Annotated in this window: 22 protein-coding genes; 14 read left to right on the top strand and 8 right to left on the bottom strand. The window is 66.7% G+C overall.

The annotated features are described in order from the left end of the window. Positions 1 to 251: 251 nt before the first annotated feature. The 8 genes from QW845_RS27500 to glgA all read left to right on the top strand — a co-directional run bounded on the left by QW845_RS27500 (position 252) and on the right by glgA (position 9,298). A complete protein-coding gene (locus tag QW845_RS27500) occupies positions 252 to 1,124 on the top strand; it encodes a sugar ABC transporter permease (protein WP_315804652.1) in 873 nt (290 codons plus the stop codon). Positions 1,125 to 1,128: 4 nt separating this feature from the next. Then, positions 1,129 to 1,959 (top strand): carbohydrate ABC transporter permease, encoded by an 831-nt coding sequence (locus QW845_RS27495; protein WP_315804651.1) that lies wholly within the window; start codon positions 1,129 to 1,131, stop codon positions 1,957 to 1,959. A gap of 15 nt (positions 1,960 to 1,974) precedes the next feature. After that, positions 1,975 to 2,982 carry an ABC transporter ATP-binding protein gene (locus QW845_RS27490; RefSeq protein WP_315804650.1) on the top strand — a complete coding sequence of 336 codons (1,008 nt, stop codon included), beginning with the start codon at positions 1,975 to 1,977 and terminating at the stop codon, positions 2,980 to 2,982. 47 nt (positions 2,983 to 3,029) lie between these two features. Next, a complete protein-coding gene (locus QW845_RS27485) occupies positions 3,030 to 3,803 on the top strand; it encodes an SDR family NAD(P)-dependent oxidoreductase (protein WP_315804649.1) in 774 nt (257 codons plus the stop codon). 28 nt (positions 3,804 to 3,831) lie between these two features. Next, positions 3,832 to 5,475, top strand: coding sequence for an FGGY-family carbohydrate kinase (locus QW845_RS27480; RefSeq protein WP_315804648.1), 1,644 nt, complete (start codon positions 3,832 to 3,834; stop codon positions 5,473 to 5,475). A gap of 2 nt (positions 5,476 to 5,477) precedes the next feature. Next, positions 5,478 to 6,425 (top strand): carbohydrate kinase, encoded by a 948-nt coding sequence (locus tag QW845_RS27475; protein WP_315804647.1) that lies wholly within the window; start codon positions 5,478 to 5,480, stop codon positions 6,423 to 6,425. Between the two features lie 144 nt (positions 6,426 to 6,569). After that, positions 6,570 to 7,835 (top strand): glucose-1-phosphate adenylyltransferase, encoded by a 1,266-nt coding sequence (gene glgC, locus QW845_RS27470; RefSeq protein WP_315804646.1) that lies wholly within the window; start codon positions 6,570 to 6,572, stop codon positions 7,833 to 7,835. Continuing rightward, the gene (glgA, locus tag QW845_RS27465; protein WP_315804645.1) at positions 7,832 to 9,298 is read left to right on the top strand and encodes a glycogen synthase GlgA; all 1,467 of its coding nucleotides are present in this window, start codon (positions 7,832 to 7,834) and stop codon (positions 9,296 to 9,298) included. The genes glgC and glgA overlap by 4 nt, the downstream gene beginning before the upstream one ends. 26 nt (positions 9,299 to 9,324) lie before the next feature. On the opposite strand, the gene QW845_RS27460 is transcribed toward glgA, so the two are convergent. After that, positions 9,325 to 10,362: a zinc-dependent alcohol dehydrogenase family protein gene (locus QW845_RS27460; RefSeq protein WP_315804644.1), complete on the bottom strand. Its 1,038-nt coding sequence runs from the start codon at positions 10,360 to 10,362 to the stop codon at positions 9,325 to 9,327. A gap of 256 nt (positions 10,363 to 10,618) precedes the next feature. Here QW845_RS27460 and QW845_RS27455 point away from each other — a divergent pair, with 256 nt between their 5' ends. Beyond that, a complete protein-coding gene (locus tag QW845_RS27455; RefSeq protein ID WP_315804643.1) occupies positions 10,619 to 12,091 on the top strand; it encodes a D-aminoacylase in 1,473 nt (490 codons plus the stop codon). Position 12,092: 1 nt separating this feature from the next. Here QW845_RS27455 and QW845_RS27450 read toward each other — a convergent pair whose 3' ends face one another. Genes QW845_RS27450 through QW845_RS27440 form a run of 3 tightly spaced genes read right to left on the bottom strand, consistent with a single transcriptional unit; the run spans position 12,093 to position 14,770 of the window. Continuing rightward, on the bottom strand, positions 12,093 to 12,836 hold the full coding sequence (locus QW845_RS27450; RefSeq protein WP_315804642.1) for a CoA transferase: 744 nt from the start codon (positions 12,834 to 12,836) through the stop codon (positions 12,093 to 12,095). Beyond that, positions 12,833 to 13,651 carry a CoA transferase gene (locus QW845_RS27445; protein ID WP_315804641.1) on the bottom strand — a complete coding sequence of 273 codons (819 nt, stop codon included), beginning with the start codon at positions 13,649 to 13,651 and terminating at the stop codon, positions 12,833 to 12,835. The genes QW845_RS27450 and QW845_RS27445 overlap by 4 nt, the downstream gene beginning before the upstream one ends. Before the next feature lie 57 nt (positions 13,652 to 13,708). Then, entirely contained in the window at positions 13,709 to 14,770 is a 1,062-nt protein-coding gene (locus QW845_RS27440) for a LacI family DNA-binding transcriptional regulator (RefSeq protein WP_315804640.1), read from the bottom strand. 122 nt (positions 14,771 to 14,892) lie between these two features. Between QW845_RS27440 and QW845_RS27435 the strand changes: the two genes are divergently transcribed. Together QW845_RS27435 and QW845_RS27430 are read left to right on the top strand one after the other, a co-directional pair. Beyond that, positions 14,893 to 16,194 (top strand): Xaa-Pro peptidase family protein, encoded by a 1,302-nt coding sequence (locus tag QW845_RS27435; RefSeq protein WP_315804639.1) that lies wholly within the window; start codon positions 14,893 to 14,895, stop codon positions 16,192 to 16,194. Positions 16,195 to 16,347: 153 nt separating this feature from the next. Next, positions 16,348 to 17,313: an NAD(P)-dependent oxidoreductase gene (locus QW845_RS27430; protein WP_315804638.1), complete on the top strand. Its 966-nt coding sequence runs from the start codon at positions 16,348 to 16,350 to the stop codon at positions 17,311 to 17,313. On the opposite strand, the gene QW845_RS27425 is transcribed toward QW845_RS27430, so the two are convergent. From QW845_RS27425 to QW845_RS27415, 3 genes are all read right to left on the bottom strand, one after another. Next, positions 17,310 to 18,632, bottom strand: coding sequence for a tetratricopeptide repeat protein (locus QW845_RS27425; RefSeq protein ID WP_315804637.1), 1,323 nt, complete (start codon positions 18,630 to 18,632; stop codon positions 17,310 to 17,312). The genes QW845_RS27430 and QW845_RS27425 overlap by 4 nt on opposite strands. Position 18,633: 1 nt before the next feature. Then, a complete protein-coding gene (locus tag QW845_RS27420; RefSeq protein ID WP_315804636.1) occupies positions 18,634 to 19,644 on the bottom strand; it encodes an aldo/keto reductase in 1,011 nt (336 codons plus the stop codon). Positions 19,645 to 19,874: 230 nt separating this feature from the next. Next, positions 19,875 to 20,297, bottom strand: coding sequence for a PaaI family thioesterase (locus QW845_RS27415; protein ID WP_315804635.1), 423 nt, complete (start codon positions 20,295 to 20,297; stop codon positions 19,875 to 19,877). Between the two features lie 82 nt (positions 20,298 to 20,379). Between QW845_RS27415 and QW845_RS27410 the strand changes: the two genes are divergently transcribed. Then, positions 20,380 to 21,006 (top strand): CoA pyrophosphatase, encoded by a 627-nt coding sequence (locus tag QW845_RS27410; protein ID WP_315804634.1) that lies wholly within the window; start codon positions 20,380 to 20,382, stop codon positions 21,004 to 21,006. Between the two features lie 25 nt (positions 21,007 to 21,031). Further along, on the top strand, positions 21,032 to 22,213 hold the full coding sequence (locus QW845_RS27405) for a hypothetical protein (RefSeq protein ID WP_315804633.1): 1,182 nt from the start codon (positions 21,032 to 21,034) through the stop codon (positions 22,211 to 22,213). An 18-nt stretch (positions 22,214 to 22,231) separates the two neighbouring features. On the opposite strand, the gene QW845_RS27400 is transcribed toward QW845_RS27405, so the two are convergent. Beyond that, positions 22,232 to 22,534 carry a hypothetical protein gene (locus QW845_RS27400; RefSeq protein ID WP_315804632.1) on the bottom strand — a complete coding sequence of 101 codons (303 nt, stop codon included), beginning with the start codon at positions 22,532 to 22,534 and terminating at the stop codon, positions 22,232 to 22,234. 169 nt (positions 22,535 to 22,703) lie between these two features. Between QW845_RS27400 and QW845_RS27395 the strand changes: the two genes are divergently transcribed. Then, a complete protein-coding gene (locus QW845_RS27395; RefSeq protein WP_315804631.1) occupies positions 22,704 to 23,180 on the top strand; it encodes a hypothetical protein in 477 nt (158 codons plus the stop codon). Positions 23,181 to 23,295 lie beyond the last annotated feature (115 nt).

Raw genomic sequence — 23,295 nt, 5'->3', positions numbered from 1 at the left:
GGGACCTGCGAGCATTCGCAGGGTGGGCAAAGCGAAGCGTGCCCACCGCGTCACGACAACGGTTAAGATGGTGGGCACGGCGCTTTTGCGCCTTTGCCCACCTTACGGGAAGCCCCGGACTCCGTCATTGCGAGGAGCGAAGCGACGAAGCAATCCAGAGTCACGCCCGCGACCCTGGATTGCTTCGCTTCGCTCGCAATGACGGCGGTTTTTACCGAGCAAGCAGTTCATCGAGCAGACGGACAGCAGCAATGGCCACCAGACAGACGCAACTGCTCGCCCGCGCGCTGATGTCGCCGGCGGTGATTCTGCTGTTCATCTGGATGATCGTGCCGCTGGCGCTGACGATCTACTTCTCGACCTTGCATTACAGCCTGCTCGATCCCGGCTCGGAAAGCTTCGTCGGCTTCGAGAACTTCACCTACTTCCTCACCGATCCGGCCTTCCTCGCCTCGCTGCAGAATACGCTGGTGCTGGTCGGCTCGGTGCTGCTGCTGACCATCGGCCTCGGCATTCCCCTTGCGATCCTGCTCGACCAGCCCGTGATCGGCCGCAACATCATCCGCCTGATGGTGATCGCGCCGTTCTTCGTGATGCCGACGGTCAGCGCGCTGGTGTGGAAGAACCTGCTGATGCACCCGGTGTCCGGCCTGTTCGCGTGGATCGCGACCTCGCTCGGAATGACACCGGTCGACTGGTTCACCGACGCGCCGCTGCTCGCGGTCATCTTCATCGTGGCCTGGCAGTGGCTGCCGTTCGCCACGCTCATCCTGCTGACCGCGCTGCAGTCGCTCGACGAGGAGCAGAAGGAGGCCGCCGAGATGGACGGCGCCAGCGCGCTGTCGCGCTTCATCTACCTGACTGTGCCGCATCTGGCGCGCCCGATCACGGTGGTGATCCTGATCGAGACCATCTTCCTGCTCACGGTGTTTGCCGAGATCTTCGTCACAACCGGCGGCGGGCCGGGGCTGCAGACCACCAACATCGCCTTCCTGGTCTATTCGCAGGCGCTGATCCAGTTCGACGTCGGCACCGCCTCGGCCGGCGGCCTCGTCGCGGTGGTCATCGCCAACATCGTCGCCTTCTTCCTGGTCCGCATCGTCGGCCGTAACCTCGAGGCGTAACACCATGGCGCGCAAGGTCACCGGACGTCATGTCGCGATCTCCACCGTCGCCGCCTGGCTTGCGGGCTTCGTGATCTTCTTCCCGATCCTGTGGATGGTGCTGGCGAGCTTCAAGACCGAGCTCGAGGCGTTCGCGACGCCGCCGTCGTTCCTGTTCTTCCACTGGACCACCGAGAACTACGTCACCGTGCAGGAGCGCAGCGACTATCTGCACCACGCGCTGAACTCGCTGATCGTCGCCGGCGGCTCGACGCTCATTGCGATGCTGATCGCCATTCCGGCGGCGTGGTCGATGGCGTTTGCGCCGACCAAGCGCACCAAGGACATCCTGCTCTGGATGCTGTCGACCAAGATGATGCCGCCGGTCGGCGTGCTCGTTCCGATCTATCTGATCTACAAGAACATGGGGCTGCTCGATACGCGGACTGGGCTGGTCTTCATCCTGTGCCTCGGCAATCTGCCGATCGTGATCTGGATGCTGTTCACCTACTTCAAGGAGATCCCCAAGGACATTCTCGAGGCAGCGCGAATGGACGGCGCCACGATCGGGCGCGAGCTGATCTACGTGCTGACGCCGATGGCGATCCCGGGCCTCGCCTCGACCCTGCTGCTCAACCTGATACTGGCCTGGAACGAGGCGTTCTGGACCTTGAACCTGTCGACCCTGGAGGCGGCGCCGCTGACGACCTTCATCGCCTCCTATTCGAGCCCCGAAGGCCTGTTCTGGGCGCGGCTGTCGGCGGCTTCGACGCTCGCGATCGCGCCGATCCTGATCATCGGCTGGTTCAGCCAGAAGCAGCTCGTGCGCGGGCTGACCTTCGGCGCAGTGAAGTAATAAAGGGGCTGAATCATGGGACGGATCACGCTTGAGGGTGTGCAGAAATCGTTCGGGCCGGTCCACATCATCAAGGGCGCCGACCTCGACATTCCCGACGGTGCCTTCGTGGTGTTCGTCGGCCCCTCCGGCTGCGGCAAGACCACGCTGCTGCGCCTGATCGCAGGGCTGGAAGATGTCTCCGGCGGCCGCATCCTGATCGACGGCAACAATGTCGTCGACGTGCCGCCGGCCAAGCGCGGCCTGTCGATGGTGTTCCAGTCCTATGCGCTGTATCCGCACATGAGCGTGCGCGGCAACATCGCCTTCGGCCTGAAGATGGCCGGGCTGCCAAAGGCCGAGATCAACAGCAAGGTCGAGGCCGCCGCGGCGACCTTGAACCTCACGCCCTATCTCGACCGCAAGCCGCGCGAGCTCTCCGGCGGCCAGCGCCAGCGCGTCGCGATCGGCCGCGCCATCGTGCGCGAGCCGAAAGCGTTCCTGTTCGACGAGCCGCTATCCAATCTCGATGCCGCGCTGCGCGTGCAGATGCGGCTCGAGGTGACGCGGCTGCAGAAGCAGCTCGGTACGACGGCGATCTACGTGACGCACGACCAGGTCGAGGCCATGACCATGGCCGACAAGATCGTGGTGCTGAACGCCGGCCGCATCGAGCAATATGGCTCGCCGATCGAGCTCTATCAGCGACCCGCCAATCTGTTCGTCGCCGGCTTCATCGGCTCGCCGAAGATGAACTTCATCACCGGCGCGGAAGCGGACAAACACCATGCGACCACGATCGGCGTGCGGCCCGAGCATGTCGCGGTCGTCGATGAGGGCGGCGGGGGCTGGCCCGGCAAGGTCGTGATCGCCGAGCATCTCGGCAGCGACACCTTTCTCTACGTCGACGCCGGCGCGCTGGGCACGCTGACAGTGCGCGTCGTCGGCGAGAAACGGCTCAGTGCCGGCGACGCTGTAACGCTGCGGCCCGAGCCCAGCCGCATCTACCGCTTCGACCAGAGCGGCAATTCGATCTTCGCATGAGAGGTGACGTCCCCTCCGGGCGTCAACGACAACAACGGACCACGACGATGTATCTCGAAAAATTCAAACTGAACGGCAAGACCGCGTTGGTCACCGGCGGCGGGCAGGGCATCGGCCTGGCCTGCGTCGAGGCGCTGGCGGAGGCGGGCGCGCATGTGGTGATCGCCGATCGGGATGCGAAGGCGGCCGCGGACGCACAGGCGGCGATGAAGGCAAAGGGCTTCACCACCGAGACCGCGCTGATGGACGTGACCAATTCGGCCCAGGTGAGTGCCGTTGCTGACGATCTGGTGGCGCGCTACGGCAAGGTGGACATTCTCGTCAACAATGCCGGCATCGCGCGCAGCGAGACACCGGCCGAGACCGTCACCGACGAGCACTGGCTCAACGTGCTCGATGTCAACCTCAACGGCACCTTCTGGTGCTGCCGCGCCTTCGGCCAGCACATGCTGGCGGCCAAGAGCGGCAGCATCGTCAATATCGGCTCGATGTCCGGCTTCATCGTCAACAAGCCGCAGGAGCAGTGCTTCTACAATGCGTCGAAGGCCGCGGTGCACCATCTGACCAAGTCGCTGGCGGCCGAGTGGGGCGCGCGCGGCATCCGCGTCAACGCGGTGGCGCCGACCTATATCGAGACGCCGCTCAACGCCTTCGTGAAGAGCAATCCGCGCATGTACGACGCCTGGATCGGCGGAACCCCAATGGGCCGCATGGGTCAGGTCGAGGAGATCGCCTCGGTGGTGCTGTTCCTGGCCTCCGAGGCGGCAAGTTTGATGACCGGCAGCGTCGTCGTTGTCGATGGCGGCTACACTTGCTGGTAAGCTCTCGTCAAATTGACGGGAGCGGAACATGCAGGCCTTTGTCGGTGTCGATGTCGGCACGACCAGCACGCGCGCCGGAGTTTTCGACAGTCACGGTCGGCTGCTTGCCGCGGCGCGGCATCCGATCCAGACCTGGCATGAGGCCGGCGATGTCGTCGAGCAATCGTCCGACGACATCTGGCGCGCGTGCTGCGCGTCGGTCAAAGCCGCGCTGGCGGAAGCGGGGATCGCGCCGGATCTGATCAGGGGCATCGGCTTCGATGCGACCTGCTCGCTGGTGGCGCTCGATCCCACGGGCGCGCCGGTCACGGTGAGCAGCTCCGGCGACGCCCGCCGCAACGTCATCGTCTGGATGGATCATCGCGCGCTGACGGAGGCACGCGACATCAATGCGACCGGGGACGACGTGCTGCGCTATGTCGGCGGCTCGATCTCGCCGGAAATGGAGATGCCCAAGCTCTTGTGGCTGAAGCGGCATCTCCGCAAGAGCTTCGACGCCGCCGGCCACTTCTTCGATCTGGCCGACTTCCTGACCTGGCGCGCGTCAGGCTCGCTGGCGCGCTCGATGTGCACGGTCACCTGCAAATGGAATTATCTCGCCCACGAGACGCGCTGGAGCGCAGCCTATTTCCGGCGCATCGGGCTGGACGATTTCGTCGCAGACGATTACGCGCGGATCGGCACCGAGATCGTCGCACCGGGCACGCCGCTCGGCCGCGGGCTGTCCCGCGTCGCAGCCGAAGAGCTCGGGCTTGCCCCGGGCACGCCGGTCGGCGCCGCGCTGATCGATGCCCATGCCGGCGGCATCGGCGCCATCGGTGGCCGAGCGGCTGACGGCGGTGAGGTGAATGTCTGCGACCGCCTCGCCTACATCATGGGGACCTCGGCCTGCATCATGGCGACGACGCAGGCGCCGTCCTTCGTGCCCGGCGTATGGGGACCTTATTATCAAGGCATGGTGCCTGGGTCCTGGCTCAACGAGGGTGGCCAGTCCGCCGCGGGCGCGGCGATCGACCATCTGCTGCGCTCGCACCCGGCCTCTGTCGAGGCGACCGCTGCGGCGCGCGCGGAAGGGCTCGACCTGATCAGCCTGCTCGAAAAACGGATCATGGCGCGGGTGCCCAATGCCGGCAGTGCGGCGCTGCTGGCCCGTGATCTCCACATTCTTCCGGAATTTCTCGGCAACCGCTCGCCCTATGCCGATCCGGATTCGCGCGCCGTCATTGCTGGCCTCGATCTCGATGCCGATATCGCGGCGCTGGAGCGGCTGTTCGTGGCGGGGTTGTGCGGGCTCGCCTATGGCCTGGCCGACGTGATCGATGCCTTCGCCGCCAATGGCGTCACCAGCCGCACGCTGGTGATGGCCGGCGGCGCCTCGCGCAGCCCACTGGTGCGCCAGATCATGGCCGATACGACCGGGTTGACGGTGGCGCTGCCGGGGACCCAGGAGCCGGTGCTGCTCGGGGCGGCCATGCTGGGCGCGGTCGCCAGCGGCGCCTTCCGCTCGATCGTCGACACGATGGCCTCGATGTCCACGCTGGGGCGTCTCAGCGACCCGACCGATCCGAACATCGCGGCCTTCCATCGCCGCAAGCGGCGCATCCACGGCATGCTGCGGACGCTTGATCGCGAGAGCCGTTCCGTGATGCATGGGGGCCACGGGGAGGCATGACCATGATCCTGAGCTGCGGTGATGCGCTGATCGATTTCGTCCCGGCCAGATTGCCCGACGGGCGCGATGCCTTGCGGCCCGTGGTCGGCGGCTCGTGCCTGAACGTCGCCGTCGGTGTGGCCCGGCTCGGTGCGCCCACGGGCTTCGTCGGCGGCATCTCGACCGACCTGTTCGGCAGCATGATCGCGGCGCATGCCCAAGGCTCAAACGTCGACCTCGGCTACGCCACGCGCAGCCCGGACCAGACCACGCTCGCTTTCGTGCGCCATGTCGGCAGCGAGGCGCAGTATGCCTTCTACGACGCCGAGACCGCCGCGCGGAAATGGACGTTCAGACCCGGCAGCATCCCTTTTGCTGACATCGACGCCATCCATGTCGGATCGACCACGCTGATCCACGATCTCGGTGCCGCGGAGACCCGTGCGCTGATCGCCGCCACGCAAGGCACGGTGACGATCTCCTTCGACCCGAACTGCCGGCCGAATCTCGTGACCGACAAGGCCGCCTATCGCGCCGGCATGGATAGATTTGCCGCGAGCGCCGATCTGATCAAGATGTCGGATGTGGATTTCGACTATCTGCATGGCCACGACGATTACGCCGCACGGGCCGACGCGCTGCTTTCGCGCGGCACCAGCCTGGTCGTCGTCACCCGCGGCCCCAACGGGGCGCTCGGCTGGCATGCGCAGGCCGGCGCGGTCGAGGTCTCGGTCCCCCAGGTCGAGGTGGTCGATACGATCGGCGCCGGCGATACGTTCCAGGCGGGGCTCCTGTTCGCGTTGCGCAAGCTCGGCCGCATCGGCCGGGAGGCCCTGAAGGCATTGAGCCAGACTGAAATGCGCAGGGCGCTCGCCTTTGCCGGGGCGTGTGCGGCCGTCACCTGCACCCGCGAGGGCGCCGACCCGCCGCGCTGGGACGACATGGCTGCAACCTGGGATCGCCTGGGCTGAAGCACCCCATTGCACTCGTCATTGGGAACTGGTTGGCTGTTCCCCCGTCATATGTGAGGTCCGGACAGCGGAGCGCGATCGCGAAGCGTCCTTGTCGGGGCCGCCGAAATCATGACGCGACAACGAGTTGCAGGGAGGAGAACTATGGCAGTCGCCGCCAGGACCGAGCCGCTGTCCCGTCACGCGCTGGCCTTCGTGCTGGCAGGCGGCCGCGGCAGCCGCCTGCTCGAACTCACCGACCGGCGTGCCAAGCCGGCGGTCTATTTCGGCGGCAAGTCGCGCATCATCGATTTCGCGCTGTCGAACGCCGTCAATTCCGGCATCCGGCGCATCGCCGTGGCGACACAGTACAAGGCGCACAGTCTGATCCGGCATCTGCAGATGGGCTGGAACTTCTTCCGTCCCGAGCGCAACGAGAGCTTCGACATCCTTCCGGCGAGCCAGCGCGTCTCCGAGACCATGTGGTACGTCGGCACGGCCGACGCCGTGTACCAGAACATCGACATCCTCGAGACCTACAACACGAAATACATCGTCGTGCTGGCCGGCGACCACATCTACAAGATGGACTACGAGCTGATGCTGCAGCAGCATGTCGACCAGCGCGCCGACGTCACCGTGGGCTGCCTGGAGATGCCGCGTGAGGAATCATCAGGCTTCGGCATCATGCACATCAACGATGACGACACGATCCGCGACTTCATCGAGAAGCCGGCCGATCCGCCGCCGATGCCGGGCAAGCCCGACAAGTCGCTCGCCAGCATGGGCATCTATGTGTTCGACGCCAAGTTCCTGTTCGAGGAGCTGAAGCGCGATGCTGCCGACCCGAACTCGAACCATGATTTCGGACGTGACGTCATTCCCCACATTGTCAGGAACGGCCGCGCCGTTGCCCATCAGTTCTCGCGCTCCTGCGTTCGTGCCGATCACGATCCGCGCAGCTACTGGCGTGACGTCGGAACCGTCGACGCCTATTGGGCCGCCAATCTCGACCTGACGGACGTCGTGCCGGAGCTCGATCTCTACGACCGCTCCTGGCCGATCTGGACCTATTCGGAGATCACGCCGCCGGCCAAATTCGTTCACGACACGGATGGCCGCCGCGGCGAGGCGACCTGCTCGCTGGTCTCAGGCGGCTGCATCGTCTCCGGCGCACAGGTGCAGCGCTCGCTGCTGTTCACCGGCGCGCACCTGCATTCCTACGCCAGAGTGCAGAACGCGGTGCTGCTGCCCTACGTCAACGTCGCCCGCCACGCCCGCCTGACCAACGTCGTGGTCGACCGCGGCGTGCAGATTCCGGAAGGGCTGGTTGTCGGCGAGGATCCGGAGTTCGACGCCAAGCGGTTCAGGACCACGGAGAACGGCGTGACCTTGATTACCCAGCCGATGATCGATGGGCTCAATTCATGACGCCGCTGCGCGTTCTGTCGGTTGCCTCCGAGGTCTATCCCATCGTCAAGACAGGCGGTCTCGCCGACGTCGTCGGCGCGCTGCCCTGGGCGCTGCTGGCCGAGGACGTCGAGGTCCGCACGCTGATTCCCGGCTATCCCGCCGTGATGAAGGCGCTGGAGCAGGCCAGCGAGATCAGCTCATTGCCGAACTTCTTCGGCGGCAACGCCCGGCTGCTCGGCGGCAGCCATGGTGCGCTCGATCTGTTCGTGCTCGATGCGCCGCATCTCTACGACCGCGAGGGCAACCCCTATCTGGGGCCCGACGGCAAGGATTGGCCGGACAATGCGTTCCGCTTTGCCGCGCTGGCCCGCGCGGCGTCCTATATCGGGCTCGGCGCGGTGCCGGCCTTCGTCCCCGACATCGTCCACGGTCACGACTGGCAGGCCGGGCTGGTGCCGGCCTATCTGCTCTACAGCCACCGGCCGCATCCGGGCACGGTCATGACGGTGCACAATCTGGCGTTCCAGGGCCGCTTCCCCCGTCATTTCCTGCCGCCGCTCGGACTGCCGCCGGAATCGTTCTCGATCTACGGCCTCGAATATTACGGCGACATCAGCTTCCTCAAGGCGGGGTTGCAGTTCGCCGACAAGATCACGACGGTGTCGCCGACCTATGCGCGGGAGATCCAGAGCGACGAGCACGGCATGGGCCTCGGCGGCCTGCTGCGGCAGCGATCGTCCGACCTCGTTGGCATCCTCAACGGGATCGACACGGCGGTGTGGGATCCCGGCAGCGATCCGGCGATCGCCTCTCATTTCGGCATCGACCGGATCGAGGCGCGGGCGCCCAACAAGGCTGCGCTGCAGACGCGCATGGGCCTGCAGGTGGCGCCGGAGACGTTCCTGCTCGGCGTCGTCAGCCGGTTGACCTCGCAGAAGGGGCTCGACCTGCTGCTGTCCTGCCTGCCGACCTTGACCAGTAGCGGCATCCAGCTGGCCCTGCTCGGCGACGGCGAGGCCGAGCTGCGCGACGCGTTCCGCGCCGCGGCCGCGAACGATCCCGGAAAGATCGGCGTCGTCATCGGCTACGACGAGGGCTTGGCTCATCTCATCCAGGCCGGCTGCGACGCGCTGGTCGTGCCGTCGCGGTTCGAGCCGTGCGGGCTGACACAGCTCTGCGCGTTGCGTTATGGCGCGCTGCCGATCGTCACTGCGGTGGGCGGTCTCGCCGACACCGTCATTGACGAGACGGAGGCCGGCGTCGCCGCAACCGGGTTCAAGTGCGCGTCCGTGACAGCGGAGGCGCTCGACCAGACCCTGCGCCGCGCCGCTGCGGCCTTCTACGCCGCGCGCAGCAACGCCTCGAATTGGACCCGCATGCAGCTCAACGCGATGCTGACCGACGTCTCCTGGCGCCACCGCGCCGGTCGTTATGCCGAACTCTACCGGCAGATCGTCGCGCAGCGGCGTCCGGCAGGCTGAGCGCCGCGGCGTGCGGGTCAGGACGCCTATGTCTCGATGAGAACCTTCAACGCATGGGTCTTGGCCGCGGCGCCGAACGTCTCGTAGGCATCGAGGATCTGATCAAGCCTGAAGCGGTGGGTGATCAGCCGCTTCGGCTCGAGCTTGCGCGACTGCACGGTCTTCAGCAGCATCGGCGTCGTCACGGTGTCCACCAGCCGTGTCGTGATCGCGATGTTGCGGTCCCACAGCTTCTCCAGATGCAGATCGGCCTTGACCCCGTGCACGCCGACATTGGCAATCACACCGCCGGGGGCGATGATGTCTTCGCAGGTGACGAACGTCGCGGGCACGCCGACCGCTTCGATCGCCGTGTCGACGCCGCGGCCGTTCGTCAGGGCCATGACCTTGTCGACCGCCTTGCCATCGGTGTTGTTGATGACGCTGGTAGCGCCGAAGCGGGTGGCGACCTCGAGCCGGTTGTCGTCGAGGTCGATCATGATGATCTCGGCCGGGGAATAGAATTGTGCGGTCAAGAGCGCCGCCAATCCAATCGGACCGGCGCCGACGATCGCCACCGTCGAACCCGGCTCGACCTTGCCGTTGAGCACGCCGCATTCGAAACCGGTCGGGAGGATGTCGCTCAACATCACCAGCGCGTCCTCCTCGGTGCCCGCGGGCACGTGGTAGAGGCTGGTGTCGGCGTGAGGCGTCCGCACATACTCCGCCTGGGTGCCGTCGATCTTGTTGCCGAGGATCCAGCCGCCGTGGCGGCAGTGCGAATACATGCCGCGCCGGCAATAGTCGCACGTTCCACAGGCCGAAATGCAGGAAACGATGACATGGTCACCCGGCTTGAACGCGCGCACGGCGCTGCCGACCGCATCGACCACACCGACACCCTCGTGACCGAGAATGCGGCCCGGCGTACATGTCGGCACGTCACCCTTGAGAATATGAAGGTCGGTCCCGCAGATCGTCGTCTTCAGGATTTTGACCACCGCGTCGCCCGGCTCGATGACGGTCGGCTTCGGGCGCTCGTCCAGGGATTTCTTGCCGGGACCATGATAGACCAGGGCTTTCATGACTTACCTCCGCAGGTTTCTGCCCGGAGGATGGATGGCGCAAGAGAGGTCGCGCGCCGTTGAGGCGTATCAATCCTGACCAGAGTCCCTATCACTATCGTGTGTCCCGGGTGGCCAGGGCGAGATGCGGACGGCGGACGCGCGTCGCGCCTCCAATGCAGTCCAGCCCGGCTCAGATCACATACGCATCGCTCTGGACGCATCGGCGCGGCTCGCGGATAGTCTCCCGGCTTCCTACCATTCCGCGTGAGATTTCATGACCGACAGCCAGCCTTCGTCCGTGTCCTTCGACCTGATCATCCGCGGCGGCACCGTCATCGACGGCACGCGTGCGCCACGCTTCGAGGCTGATATCGGCATCAAGGATGGCCGCATCGTCGCCATCGGCGGGTTTGACGGCCGGAAGGCCACGCGCGTGATCGACGCCACCGGCCTCATCGTTGCGCCGGGCTTCATCGACTCCCACACCCATGACGACAGCGCCGTGCTGGTCGATCCCGACATGACCTGCAAGGTCTCGCAGGGCGTGACCTCCGTCGTGACCGGCAATTGCGGCGTCAGCATCGCGCCGCTGAAGCCAGGCTCGCCGCGGCCGATGCCGCTCGGCTTGCTATCGCCAAGCGAGGGACAGGTGGTCGAGTATGCCGCGTTCGCCGACTACGTCGCCGCGTTGCGCGCGGCGCCGGCTGCGGTCAACGTCGCGCCGATGGTCGGCCACACCGCGCTGCGCGCCTCGGTCGTGAGCGATCTCGGCCGGGCCGCGACGGCAGACGAGATCGCCGAGATGCGCGCCCACGTGCAGGAGGCGCTCGATGCCGGCGCCATCGGCGTCTCGACAGGGACGTTCTATCCGCCGGCGGAGGCGGCGCCGACCGAGGAGATCATCGAGGTCTGCCGTCCGCTCACCGGCAGCGGCGGCGTGTATGCGACGCATATGCGCAACGAGGCGAACGAGGTCATCCAATCGCTGGAGGAAAGCTTCGCCATCGGCAAGGCGCTCGACGTCCAGGTCGTGATCTCGCATCACAAGGTGGTGGGCCCTGCCAATTTCGGCCGCACCAGGGAGACGCTGCCGCTGATCACCAAGGCGATGAGCTGCCAGTGCGTCGCGCTCGACTGCTATCCCTACAACGCCTCCTCGACCATGCTGCACACCGATCCGGCCAAGCTGCAGGTCAAGGTCGTCGTCGCGGCCTCCGGACCCCATCCGGAAGTGGCGGGGCGCGATCTCGCCGACATCGCCGCCGATTGGGGCGTCGACCGGCTCGAAGCCGCGAAGCGGCTGCAGCCGGCGTCGGCGATCTACTTCGCGATGGACGAGGCCGACGTGCAGACCATCCTCGCCTTCGAGCCGACCATGATCGGCTCCGACGGCCTGCCGTTCGGCGAGCGTCCGCATCCGCGGCTCTGGGGCACATTCCCGCGTGTGCTCGGCTACTACTGCCGCGAGCTCGAGCTGTTCCCGCTGGAAACCGCGGTGTGGAAGATGAGCGGGCTGACGGCGCAGAATTTCGGCATCAAGGGACGGGGCACGCTCGCGGTCGGCAACCATGCCGACATCACGCTGTTCGATGCGGCCAGCGTGCGCGACGGCGCGACCTATGATGCCCCCTGCGTGCCGGCCGCCGGCATCGAGGCCGTCATCGTCAATGGCGCGCTGACCTGGTGGCAGGGCGCGCATCAGAAGGCGCATGCGGGGCAGGTGATCACCCGCGGTACGCTGCAGTGAGCTACGCGGCCATCGCGCGCGCGAATTCCGGGTAGCATTCCGCGAGCTCGTCGCGGATCCGGCCGCGGATCAGCTCGACCGTGGCGCGATCAGGGCCGGCCGTCGGCGGTACCATTTCCGGGGAAGCGTAGTCGAACCCGGTTCGGTCGCGGACGTCCTCGGCCGTGTAGCCGGGATGCACCGAGCGCAGCCGGAAGCCGCCGCGCTCGCGGTCGAAATCGAACAGCGCCAGGTTGGTCAGCAGCGCATGCGGGCCGCCGCGCCGCTTCACCTCCGGCGTGGTCGCGGCGGCGCTGACGAAGTCCACCTTCGGCACCAGCACGCGCGGCGAATGCTCCTCGCGAAACAGGATCACCCGCGGGATCAGATGATAGAGATAGGCCGAGCCGAACGAGCCCGGCCAGCGCACGTCCATCCGCGGATAGTCGCGGGTGCCGACCAGGTTGATATTCCCGGCACCGTCGATCTGGCCGCCGCCGAGAAAGAACGCGTCGACGCGGCCCTGCGCGGCGCAGTCGAACAGCTCGACGCCGCCATTGGTGAAGAAATTGTGCCGGCTGGAGCCGAGGATCGAGATGCGGACCGGCGGCTTGCCCCTTTGCGCGTTGCGTGCGCGCAGCAGCATCGCGCCGGCCGCCGGGACCGGCGACGAGGCGCCGACGGCGACGTGGCGGACGCCGTCGAGCAGGTCGGCGATGACGGTGATCAGCAGTTCCTTGCGCGCGCGCTCGTCGTGCATGGTCATGCCACCTCCTTGCTGCGGCTCAGGAAGGCGGAAAGATAGGCGCGGAAGCCGTCCTCCGTGCGCGCCATCGCGGCGTAGCGCGCGAGCTCGGCGCCGTCGGTCTCGTATTCGTCCCACAGCGGCAGTGGCCAGGCGCCGTTTTCGGCGACCGCGATGGCATCGACATAGAGCGCCGGCAGCACGCCGGCGGCCGAGTCTTCGGTCGCCATCAGATCGCGATCGACGATGCGCTCGACGGTGACCAGCGTGCGCTTCGCCGCATAGGCCATGGTCGCCAGCTCACGGTAGCGGCCGATGCGGACGTTGCCGAAGCGGTCCGCCTCGGGCGCGTGGAACAGCGCCACGTCGGGCGTGATCGCCGGCACCACGACGACCTTGCCGGGCTCGCCGATTGGACTGTCGATCACCTTCCAGTCGGGGCGGACCCGCAACAGGTCGCTGCCGATGATGCCGGCGATCGGCATGAACGGCACGCCCTTCTGCCCGGCCAGCAGGCCGGCATGGATCGCAGGGCAGGTGGCGTCGCGCAAGATGATGCTGCCGTCGCGCACGGCCGCGACGAAGCGCGGTGCGCCGCCGGCCTCGCCGAGCGAGACGGCGCTGGTTTCCACCACCGTGGCCACGCCGGCGCCGATCAGCAGATCGGCCTGCAGGCCTGATATCGGCACGCAGACGAGATGCAGCCCAGTGAGGCCGGCCTCGATCATGGCCGCTGTTGCCGCCATCGAGACGCCGGCACGGTCGACCGGGATCGCGATCGATTGCCCCGGTGCGATTGAGGCGACGAGCGCCTCCAGGCCGACCATCTCCGTCATCGGCTTATCCTCCCGTTGTTGCTTGGCCGCCGAGTGTAGCGATGGGCCGCGGGTCTGTCAGTGCTCGTATGCGATCGTCGAGCCGCGGATGATGAGCTCCGGCGCCAGTACGATGTGGTCGGTCACGGCCTCGCGCCCGGCAAGGCGGTCGAGCAGCAGCCGCGCCGCGGCTTCGCCCATGTCGCGCTGGGCGATCCGCACCGTGGTCAGCGGCGGCGCGACCATGTCGACGAACGGCATGTCGTTGTGGCCGACCACGGAGACATCGCCGGGGCAGGCGAGGCCGCGCGCGGCGAGCGCGTCATAGACGCCGAGCGCCAGCAGGTCATTGGCGGCGACGATGGCGGTTGGGCGCGTCCGCCGCGCGAGCAGGCGCAGCGCAGCCTCGCGACCCGCAGCCCGCGTATAGGCTTCGACGGCTTCGACCGGCGCATGGCGGGCGGACAGTCCCGCAGCCGCGATGCTGGCCTCGAAGCCGGCGCGGCGGCGCGCGCCGGTCGAGATGTGCTGCGGGCCCGCGACGTGACCGATGCGGCGGTGGCCGAGCGCGACGAGATGCTGGACGGCGAGACGCATGCCGGCGGCATCGTCGCTGGCAGCCGACGGCAGCAGTCCGGCGGCATCGACGCGATTGACCAGCACAACAGGGAGCGCCGCGTCCAGGCAGTGCTTCACGACATCGTCGCGCAGGCTCACCGTCGCCAGCACCAGACCGTCGACGCCGCGGGCAATCAGCCGGTCGACCAGATTCTGCTCCGAGCCCTTGCTGCCGACGTCGACGACGATCGTCGCATAACCCTCGGCGTTGAGATGATCGGCGATGCCGGACAGCACGGGCGGGAAGCCGGGATCGGCGATATCGGGCGCGAGCACACCGATCAGGCCGCTGCGCCCGGTGCGCAGGCCCTTGGCGGCCATGTTCAGCCGATAGCCGAGCGCGTTGGCGGCGGCCTGGATCCGCTCCACGACATCGCCCGCCACCAGATGCTTCATGGCCGGGCTGAGCGCGCGCGACACCGTGGAGGGATGCACGTCGCAGCGCGCCGCGACATCCTTGATCGTCGGACGTGAGGACGCCGCTGCGCGCGGGCTCCTTGTCGATGGCGACGTCCTTTTCATCTCCGCTCCCTGATGCCGCAGCGCAACGACGTTTTGATCGCGCGGTACCTTGACACATTTTGCGTGCATGCAATAAACCCGGCTCTGCAATCGATTGCAATAGCACAATGGGAAACGCCCACATGACAGCCAGCGCGTTGAAGCCGCATCTGGTCAGCCCGGAGCATCTCGATCCGCATTGGCGCTGGGGGCGGGCGATTCCGTCGCATGGCCATGTCTCGGTGGATTTCGAGCGCCGCGTCGATTTCGACAGGTTGCGGCGCTACCGGCTGGCGCGGGCGCGCGCAGCGCTGAAGGCGTCGGGCTATGGTGCGCTGCTGCTGTTCGACGTCAACAACATTCGCTACGTGTCCGGCACCAAGATCGGCGAATGGGAGCGCGACAAGCTGTGCCGTTTCGCGCTGCTGGCCGGCGACGGCGAGCCGATCGTGTGGGATTTCGGTTCGGCAGCCGTCCACCATCGTCTGTTCTGCGACTGGCTGGCGCCTGAGAACTGCCGCGCCGGCATGCTCGGCATGCGCGGCACCGTGCCGCCGGCGGTCGGGCTGATGAAGGCGCATGCCGAGGAGGTGATGAGCCTGCTGCGGTCGGCCGGCGTTGCCGACATGCCGGTCGGCGTCGACCTTGCCGAGACCGCGATGTTCTTCGAGCTGCAGAAGGCCGGCATGAAGGTGGTCGACGGCCAGCAGGTCATGCTCGACGCGCGCGAGATCAAGAACATCGACGAGATCATGCTGCTCAACCAGGCCGCGGCCATGGTCGACGGCGTCTATCATTCGATCTACGAACACCTGAAGCCGGGCGTGCGTGAGAACGACATCGTCGCGCTCGCCAACAAGATGCTCTACGAGATGGGCTCCGACGACGTCGAGGCGATCAATGCCATCTCCGGTGAGCGCTGCAATCCGCATCCGCATAATTTCACCGACCGCATCCTGCGTCCGGGCGACCAGGCGTTCTTCGACATCCTGCAGTCCTATCAGGGCTACCGGACCTGCTACTACCGCACCTTCAACGTCGGTCGCGCCACGCCGGCGCAGCATGACGCCTACAAGCAGTGCCGCGAATGGCTCGACAATGCGATCGCGCTGATCAAGCCGGGCGTCTCGACCGACACCGTCGCCAAGGTCTGGCCTAAGGCCGAGGAGTTCGGCTTTCCCTCGGAGATGGCGGCCTTCGGCCTGCAGTTCGGCCATGGACTTGGACTTGCGCTGCATGAGCGTCCGATCATCTCCCGGCTGGTCTCGCTGGACAATCCGATGGAGATCAAGACCGGCATGGTGTTCGCGCTCGAGACCTACTGTCCGGCGACCGACGGCTTCTCGGCTGCGCGGATCGAGGAGGAGGTCGTGGTCACCGACAAGGGCTGCCAGGTGATCACGCTGTTTCCTGCGGAAGAGCTGCCGATCGCCAACCGCTACTGAGCGGATGGGCAATGCGCCCAATAGAGCGATCTTTGTGATTTCGTCATTGCGAGCGAAGCGAAGCAATCCAGGGCGGGAGTCGTGACTCTGGATTGCTTCGTCGCTTCGCTCCTCGCAATGACGAAGACTGTGATCAGTAACGAGGAGAGGACGATGACCGCGACGCATTCGCTCGGCTGGATCGGCATGGGGCGCATGGGCTATCCGATGGCTGAGCGCCTGCTCAAGGCCGGCCACAAGGTGTCGATCTACAATCGCACCCGCGCCAAGGCCAAGCCGCTGGCGGCGAAAGGCGGCGTGATCGTCGATCATCCCCGCGATCTCGCCGCGTGCGACATCGTGTTCACGATGGTGTCGACAGGCAAGGATCTCGAGCAGGTCTATTTCGGCGACCACGGCCTGGTCTCCGCCAGTTCCGGATCGCGTCCCCAGATCCTGGTCGACTGCTCCTCGATCGGCATCGAGCAGTCGGAGGCGATCGCCGCCAAGCTGAATCAGCTCGGTTGTGAGTTCGTTCGGGCGCCGGTGTCTGGCAACGGCAAATGCGTCAAGGCCGGCAAGCTGTCGTCGGTCGTCTCCGGCCCCAAGGCCGCGTTCGATACGATCGAGCCGTATCTCGCCAAGATCGCCGTCTCCGGCGTGTCCTATGTCGGCGAGGGCGAGCTCGCGCGCATCTGCAAGATCGCGCACAACGTGTTCCTCGGTGTCGTGATCCAGAACCTCGCCGAGATCACCATCCTGGCGCAGAAGGCCGGCGTGCCGCGCCATGCCTTTCTCAACTTCATGAATGCCAGCGTGATGGGCTCGACCTTCACGAAGTACAAGAGCAACGCGCTGGTCAATCTCGATTGGACCACGACCTTCACGCCGCCGCTCTTGCGCAAGGATCTCGATCTCGGCCTGTCGGCGGCGCGCCAGCTCGACGTCGCCATGCCGGTGACGGCGGCGACGCGCGAGGCGCTGCAGGCCCATGTCGGCGCCGCCTCGCTGCAATCGGACCCGGCCGCTTATCTGGAGAAGGATTTTGCGGCGCTGCTGGAGACGGTGGCGCTCGCCGCCGGTCTCAAGCTGCAGCCGGAAAACGTGCCGATGCCGACCGGGCTGGAAACCGAGGGCTAAGCAGGCGCAGGGGTCGTGAGGGCCCGCCAGCGCGTGTCGCGCGCCGACGGCCGGCGGTGCAGGCGGGTGTCGAGCACCTCGCGGGCCTGGGTCAGCGCGCCGCTGCGGATCAGGGACAGGATGTAGGTGTCCTCGATCACCTCGCGCTGGGCGTGGCTGCCGCCGATGCGGGCGAGGTCGCCGATGACAGGGGTGAGCTCACGCGCGCAGGCGCGCCAATTCTCTTCGGCGAAGGCGCGCAGCGCCCGCAGCATGTGCGGCACGATGCGGCCCGCCGGCAGCGTGCCTTCGGTCTGCCGCCGCTCGATCGCGGCGAGACGGCCCTTGAGCGCCGCGGTATCATCGGTGGCCGCAGCGATCATCACCAGGTGCATCTCGATGAAGGCGAGCGTCGAGCCCGTGAAACGGGGGCTGGCATAGGCCGCCACCTCGGCCCAAGCGCCACCCGGCACGGTGTAGTTCTCCGCCAGCAGTCGCCACAGCAGCGAGGCGCAGTCCGACAGCGTGTTGAGCGGCGGCGCGGTGTCCATCGTCGGTACCAGCACGTCGGTGTAGACTTTGAGTGCCCCGGCGGCATCGCCGCGGTCCAGGGCGCCGAGCGCCTGGTGCCAGCAGATATGACCGTGCAGCATCCCGGTGCGATCGTAGTCGCCGATCCACCCCTCGACGAGCGCATCGGCCTCGTCCAGCGCACCAGCCTCGAACATCGCATGAAGCAGCGCATGCACGGCATAAGCGTTGTGCTGGCGCAACGCGAAGCTGCGCTCGGTGACGGCGCGTCCCTGCGCGATATCACCGGCCTCGGTGAGCGCCCAGCCGTGGTTCGATAGGAACCACCAGTCCTCGCCATAGGCGGCGGCAAACCGGTCGCACAGCTCGCGTCGGGCGGCGTCGTGATCTCTGCGACCGGAAAAGGCCAGCAGGCCGAAGGCGCCGAGCGGCAGCGCCATGATCATGGCGTCACGCGGCCAGCTTTCCAGATGGGCCAAGGTCGCGTCGAGCGCGTCGGTGCCGCGGCCCTCGATGGCGAGCACCAGGGTCGCGACATGGCTCTGCTCGCGCGGCGTGCCGCGCCTGGCGACGAGGTCGCGGGCGCGCTTGATGGTCTGCAGCGCCGCCTCGCGCTGCATATAGATGGCATGAATGCGCGCGCGGGCGGCGTGCGCCAGCGCGAAATCCGGATCGAGCATGATCGCCCGCTCGAACGCATCTGCCGCGCTGGGCCAGAAGGCGAGCAGCAGGTCGACGCCCTCGCGATAGGCCGCGGCCGCATCAGTGGAGGCGGTCGACAGGGGCAGGCCGTAGCGATCCTCCTCCATCTCAGCCCACCCGCGGCCTGCGGCCCTCGATCGGATAGGCCGGATCGTTGTAGCCGGGCGTCGAAGCGTGACCGGTCACGACCAGCCGGTCGATCAGCGCCTCGTCGTCGGCGGCGAAGGGATAGTCGAGCGCGCGGATGTAGTCGTCCCATTGCGCCTCGGTGCGCGGACCCGCGATCACCGAGCTGATGAAGGCGGAGTTGAGCACCCAGGACACGGCGAACTGCCCCGGCGTGAAGCCCTTCGTCTCGGCGTGGCGCTTGATCTCCTGCGCCAGCTTCAGCGATTCGGGCCGCCACTCGGTCTGCATCATCCTGGTGTCGTTGCGGCCGGCGCGGGTCTCCTTGTCCGGCGGCGCATCGGGGCTGTACTTGCCGGTGAGCACGCCGCGCGCCAGCGGGCTGTAAGGCACGACGCCGAGGCCGTAATAGCCGCAGGCCGGCAAGTGCTCGACCTCGGGCATCCGGTTCATCGCGTTGTAGTAGGGCTGGCTGACGACAGGACGGTCGATGCCCATGCCGTCGCAGAGATTGCAGATCTCGGCGAGCCGCCAGGCGCGGTAGTTGGAGACGCCGAAATACCGGATCTTGCCGGCGCGCATGAGGTCGCCAACGGCGCGCACGGTCTCCTCCAGCGGAGTCGCATGGTCTTCCTTGTGCAAATAGTAGATGTCGATGTGGCCGGTGCCGAGCCGCCGCAGACTTTCGTCCGCGGCCTGCATCACCCAGCGTCGCGACAGGCCGGCGCGGTTGGGATCGTCGCCCATCGGATTGGCGAGCTTGGTGGCCACGACCCAGCGGTCGCGCTCGCGCGCGATGGCGCGGCCGACCACCTCCTCCGAGACGCCCTTGTTGTAGGCGTCCGCAGTGTCGATGAAGTTGACGCCGGCGTCGCGCGCTTTGGCGATGATGCGGGCGGATGCCGGCTCGTCGGTGGGGCCGCCGAACATCATCGTGCCCAGGCAGATCGGCGACACTTTCAGGCCGGAACGGCCGAGCTGGCGATATTGCATTCTTGCCTCATTTCCAAACCATCACCGCCCGCGGACGGAGTGGATACGATAGCTCTCTCTGCGCGTCATTGCGAGCCACCGGGTCCGCGCGGATGCGCGGCCCGATGACAGGCTCCGCGAAGCAATCCAGAGCCGGGGCGGGACTCTGGATTGCTTCCGCCTTCGCCCGATCGGCTTCGGCGGACGCGTCGTCGCTGCGCTCCTCGCAATGACGGCGGAGCGAGTGACTCCTATTCGCTCTTCAAGATCTTGAACACGCCCGACGCCATCGCGATCACGCGATGCCCGGCCGTCACCTCGGTGGTGATGAACACCAGGCTGCGGGTGATCCGCACCACATGCGGCCGCGACACCAGGGTCTCGCCGATCTTGCCGGACTCGACGAAATGCGTGTCGAACTGGATCGTCGCCATGTGCTCCTTGCCCGCGGCATGGCGGGCCATCATGCCGCAACTGCGGTCCGCCAGCGTCATGATCACGCCGCCCTGGACCAGGCCGCGGCGGTTGTGATGCTTGTCCTCGGTGACGATGGCGTATTCATGGGCGCCGTCGACGACGCGCTGCCACAGCGGGCCGATCAGGTGCAGGAAGCCCGAGGTGTCGACGATCTCCCAGCCGTCGGACGTCATCCTGGCCGCGGCTGATTTCGTCATCGCTGAAGACCTTTCCTGTTGTGGCCCCGAAGCCGGCCTGCAGGTCGTTTCATCTGTCGCCGGCCTGGTGTAGTCAAGCTGCATGCCGATGCCGTTCGACGATGCCACCAGGCGGAAAATCGAGAGCTGCTGCGCGGGTTTCGTGCGGCTGGAGGCGGCTGCGGCGACCTCGCTGAAGCGCGCGGCGGTGGTGATCGCGCTGGCGCCCCACCACGAGACCGGCAGCACGGCGCTGCTGCTCACCCTGCGCGCTGCGGGGCTGCGCAGCCATGGCGGGCAATGGGCGCTGCCGGGTGGCCGCTGCGATGCCGGCGAAACGCCGGTCGAGGCGGCGTTGCGTGAGCTCGCAGAAGAGCTCGGGCTGATGCTGGCGCCGGACGCGGTGCTGGGCCTGCTCGACGACTATCCGACACGGTCCGGCTATCTGATTACCCCTGTCATCGTATGGGCGGCCAATGGCCGCACGCTGCGGCCCAATCCAGACGAGGTCGCCTCGGTGCACCGGATCGGCCTCGACGCGATCACGGCGGATGACGCGTTCGATTTCACCGCGATCCCCGAGAGCACGCGGCGGGTCATCCGTTTTCACGCCCGCGAGGGCCTCATTCACGCACCCACCGCGGCGCTGATCTATCAGTTCCGCGAGGTGCTGTCCGGCCGCGACACCCGGGTGCATGAGCTGGAACAGCCGGTGTTTGCCTGGAAGTAGCCGCCGTTTCGGCTACAAGGGCGGCATGCTTCATCAGCCGATTCGCACGCTTGTCCTGATTGTCGCCTGCGCCGTATCCGGCGCGCCGCCTCTGCTGGCCGCGGAACCCGACGCACCGGTCGCCCCGCGCGAAGCTTTGGCGCAGATGGCATCGCCCGCCGCGATTGCGGAGTATCGGCGCAAACTCGCCGAATATCAGCAGGCGCGCGCGGAGTTCGACCAGGAGGCGGGCGCCTATTGGAAGGCGATCGCCGACAAGCGCCGTGCGCGCAATGCCAAGCGCCGCGATCGTCAGCCGATCGGGCTCGACGACTATGTGCTGGAGCAGCCGCCGGTCTACACCGGGCCGAAGCGGCCGGTGAATCCCGAGCCGGAACCTGAGGGCGAGCCGCGCGAGCGCAAATACATCCCGGTGGTCGCCGACCTCGTGAAGGCGGCACAGGAGCATTTCCAATGGTCGCCGCAGCGCCCCGCCAGCGACATCGATTTCAAGCGCGCCTATGCGCGCTTCGCCGCGGCGTCGGGACTGACTCGCGAGCAGGCGGTGCGCGTCTATGCCTTCGAGACCGGCGGCAACGGCAAGCACGATTCGCAATCGGGCTTCAAGGGCAACCGCGCGATCTCGACGGCGATCGGCTACAATCAGCTCTTGACCACCAACAGCGTCGAGCTGCTGGCCGAGCAGGGTCCGCTGTTCATCCGCCTGCTCGGTGAACGCGTGGCGCGGACGTCCGGGCCGGCACGCGGCGCGATGGAGCACAAGCTCGCGGTCCTGAAGAAGATGGTCGCAATCGCGCGCTCCGTACCGGACGACTGGTCGGCGCATGAGAAGATCGGCAACACGCCGCAGGGCTGGGCCATGCACGCGATGGTGCTCGACATCGACGTCGGGCCGATGCTGCAGACGCACAAGCTCCTGACGTCGGTGCTGTTCGCACGCGCCAAGGGCTACACGAGGCCGCTTTCGGCCGCCGAGCTCGAAATGATGAATCTCACCGGCGACGGCACGGGCTTCGACATGGTGACGATGCCGCTCGAGATGCGCGATCAGGTTCCGACCGCCAACTTCTTCCAGCGCGGCGGCTATGAGCGCAATCCGGTCGCCGTTCGCCACAACACCGTGGCGAAGCTGCTTGCGGTGACGGATTCCAGGATGGACTCGCTCAGCAGCCTGCCCGGCGCCAAGGAGCTGGCGGCCGCGTTCTGAGGCTGCGCGCGCTCGCCTCTACTCATCCGCGCCGAACGAGAAGCTGCCGTCGCCGTCGAGATAGGGGGCGGTCCGCATGTAGAGCTGACCGTTCTGGCCGACGAAGAACAGCGTGCCCTTCGGCACCTTCTTGGCACCCTTGAGCAGCATGTCGGCGTTCTTGGTGCCCATCTTGTAGGCGAGCGTCTTGCCGTCCTTGCCATAGGCGTAACCCATGTCGGGCTTCAGCTCCCACGGCTCCGGCGGTGCGGCGCAGCTCACGCTGGTCAGTGCGCCGAGCGCCCCCAGGGCGATCAGGGCTTTCAGAAACGGGCTCTTCATGTCCTCCTCCAATCGATGTCGTCTCGAACAAATCGCGAACGCGTTGGCATCATCGTGGCCCCGTCGCAGCGCGGTGATCGTTGGCGGATTTTCCATTCGCCGATCTCGCGATTATCCTGCAGCGTGGTTTAGAAACATAGGCCAAGAAAACACTTTGGGGATGATTCGGATGAGCCTCGTCACGAAGATCGGTTGGGTTGCGGCGTTGTCGCTGGTGACGTTGGCATCCGCCCGGGCCGACGACTTCAAGCTGTCCAACAACCAGCGCATCGCCTGCAGCCGCGGTCTCTCCGCCGGCAAGCTCAATACGGCCGTTTGCAAGTCCTACGCCTACCTCTTCAACGTGAAGACCTCGGAATATTTCCGCTGCCAGGTCTCACTGTCGCTGACCCGGGACAACAAGGAGGTCATCAACGTCCAGACCGACGGCGGCTGCACCAGGAAGCCGCGCGTGTTCGACACCGACTCCAAATACGAGTTCGACGCCACCGAGACCGAGCCGGCGAACACGAACTCCTTCTTCGGCAATGGCGGCTATTCGATCTGGGTGGCGGATACGACCCAGCAGAAGGTGCGCGGCTGCATGACGATCTCGTCCGGGCTCGGCTCGGACATCTCCAAGTGCGTCGACATGACGTTCCAATGAGCGGCGGCCTTGCGAGGGAGGCAGCCCGCCGCTCTGGGCTGCACCTGCGGTTCAAGCTGGTGTTACTGTCAATGTAAGATTGAACGCGGGGGCGCATCGGTCCCGGCCTCGCGCC

The sequence above is a fragment of the Bradyrhizobium sp. SZCCHNS3002 genome, assembly GCF_032377435.1.
In the GTDB taxonomy this organism is placed as follows: domain Bacteria; phylum Pseudomonadota; class Alphaproteobacteria; order Rhizobiales; family Xanthobacteraceae; genus Bradyrhizobium.
This window is presented reverse-complemented; position numbering and strand designations above follow the sequence as displayed.

Bases quoted from the DNA above. Each gene is read 5' to 3' on its own strand.
- glgC (WP_315804646.1), top strand. From the start codon at position 6,570: ATGGCAGTCGCCGCCAGGACCGAGCCGCTGTCCCGTCACGCGCTGGCC.
- QW845_RS27405 (WP_315804633.1), top strand. From the start codon at position 21,032: ATGCTTCATCAGCCGATTCGCACGCTTGTCCTGATTGTCGCCTGCGCC.
- QW845_RS27480 (WP_315804648.1), top strand. From the start codon at position 3,832: ATGCAGGCCTTTGTCGGTGTCGATGTCGGCACGACCAGCACGCGCGCC.
- QW845_RS27395 (WP_315804631.1), top strand. From the start codon at position 22,704: ATGAGCCTCGTCACGAAGATCGGTTGGGTTGCGGCGTTGTCGCTGGTG.
- QW845_RS27410 (WP_315804634.1), top strand. From the start codon at position 20,380: ATGCCGATGCCGTTCGACGATGCCACCAGGCGGAAAATCGAGAGCTGC.
- QW845_RS27440 (WP_315804640.1), bottom strand. From the start codon at position 14,770: ATGAAAAGGACGTCGCCATCGACAAGGAGCCCGCGCGCAGCGGCGTCC.
- QW845_RS27435 (WP_315804639.1), top strand. From the start codon at position 14,893: ATGACAGCCAGCGCGTTGAAGCCGCATCTGGTCAGCCCGGAGCATCTC.
- QW845_RS27400 (WP_315804632.1), bottom strand. From the start codon at position 22,534: ATGAAGAGCCCGTTTCTGAAAGCCCTGATCGCCCTGGGGGCGCTCGGC.
- QW845_RS27425 (WP_315804637.1), bottom strand. From the start codon at position 18,632: ATGGAGGAGGATCGCTACGGCCTGCCCCTGTCGACCGCCTCCACTGAT.
- QW845_RS27430 (WP_315804638.1), top strand. From the start codon at position 16,348: ATGACCGCGACGCATTCGCTCGGCTGGATCGGCATGGGGCGCATGGGC.
- QW845_RS27450 (WP_315804642.1), bottom strand. From the start codon at position 12,836: ATGACCATGCACGACGAGCGCGCGCGCAAGGAACTGCTGATCACCGTC.
- QW845_RS27460 (WP_315804644.1), bottom strand. From the start codon at position 10,362: ATGAAAGCCCTGGTCTATCATGGTCCCGGCAAGAAATCCCTGGACGAG.
- QW845_RS27500 (WP_315804652.1), top strand. From the start codon at position 252: ATGGCCACCAGACAGACGCAACTGCTCGCCCGCGCGCTGATGTCGCCG.
- QW845_RS27420 (WP_315804636.1), bottom strand. From the start codon at position 19,644: ATGCAATATCGCCAGCTCGGCCGTTCCGGCCTGAAAGTGTCGCCGATC.
- QW845_RS27490 (WP_315804650.1), top strand. From the start codon at position 1,975: ATGGGACGGATCACGCTTGAGGGTGTGCAGAAATCGTTCGGGCCGGTC.
- glgA (WP_315804645.1), top strand. From the start codon at position 7,832: ATGACGCCGCTGCGCGTTCTGTCGGTTGCCTCCGAGGTCTATCCCATC.
- QW845_RS27475 (WP_315804647.1), top strand. From the start codon at position 5,478: ATGATCCTGAGCTGCGGTGATGCGCTGATCGATTTCGTCCCGGCCAGA.
- QW845_RS27415 (WP_315804635.1), bottom strand. From the start codon at position 20,297: ATGACGAAATCAGCCGCGGCCAGGATGACGTCCGACGGCTGGGAGATC.
- QW845_RS27485 (WP_315804649.1), top strand. From the start codon at position 3,030: ATGTATCTCGAAAAATTCAAACTGAACGGCAAGACCGCGTTGGTCACC.
- QW845_RS27445 (WP_315804641.1), bottom strand. From the start codon at position 13,651: ATGACGGAGATGGTCGGCCTGGAGGCGCTCGTCGCCTCAATCGCACCG.
- QW845_RS27495 (WP_315804651.1), top strand. From the start codon at position 1,129: ATGGCGCGCAAGGTCACCGGACGTCATGTCGCGATCTCCACCGTCGCC.
- QW845_RS27455 (WP_315804643.1), top strand. From the start codon at position 10,619: ATGACCGACAGCCAGCCTTCGTCCGTGTCCTTCGACCTGATCATCCGC.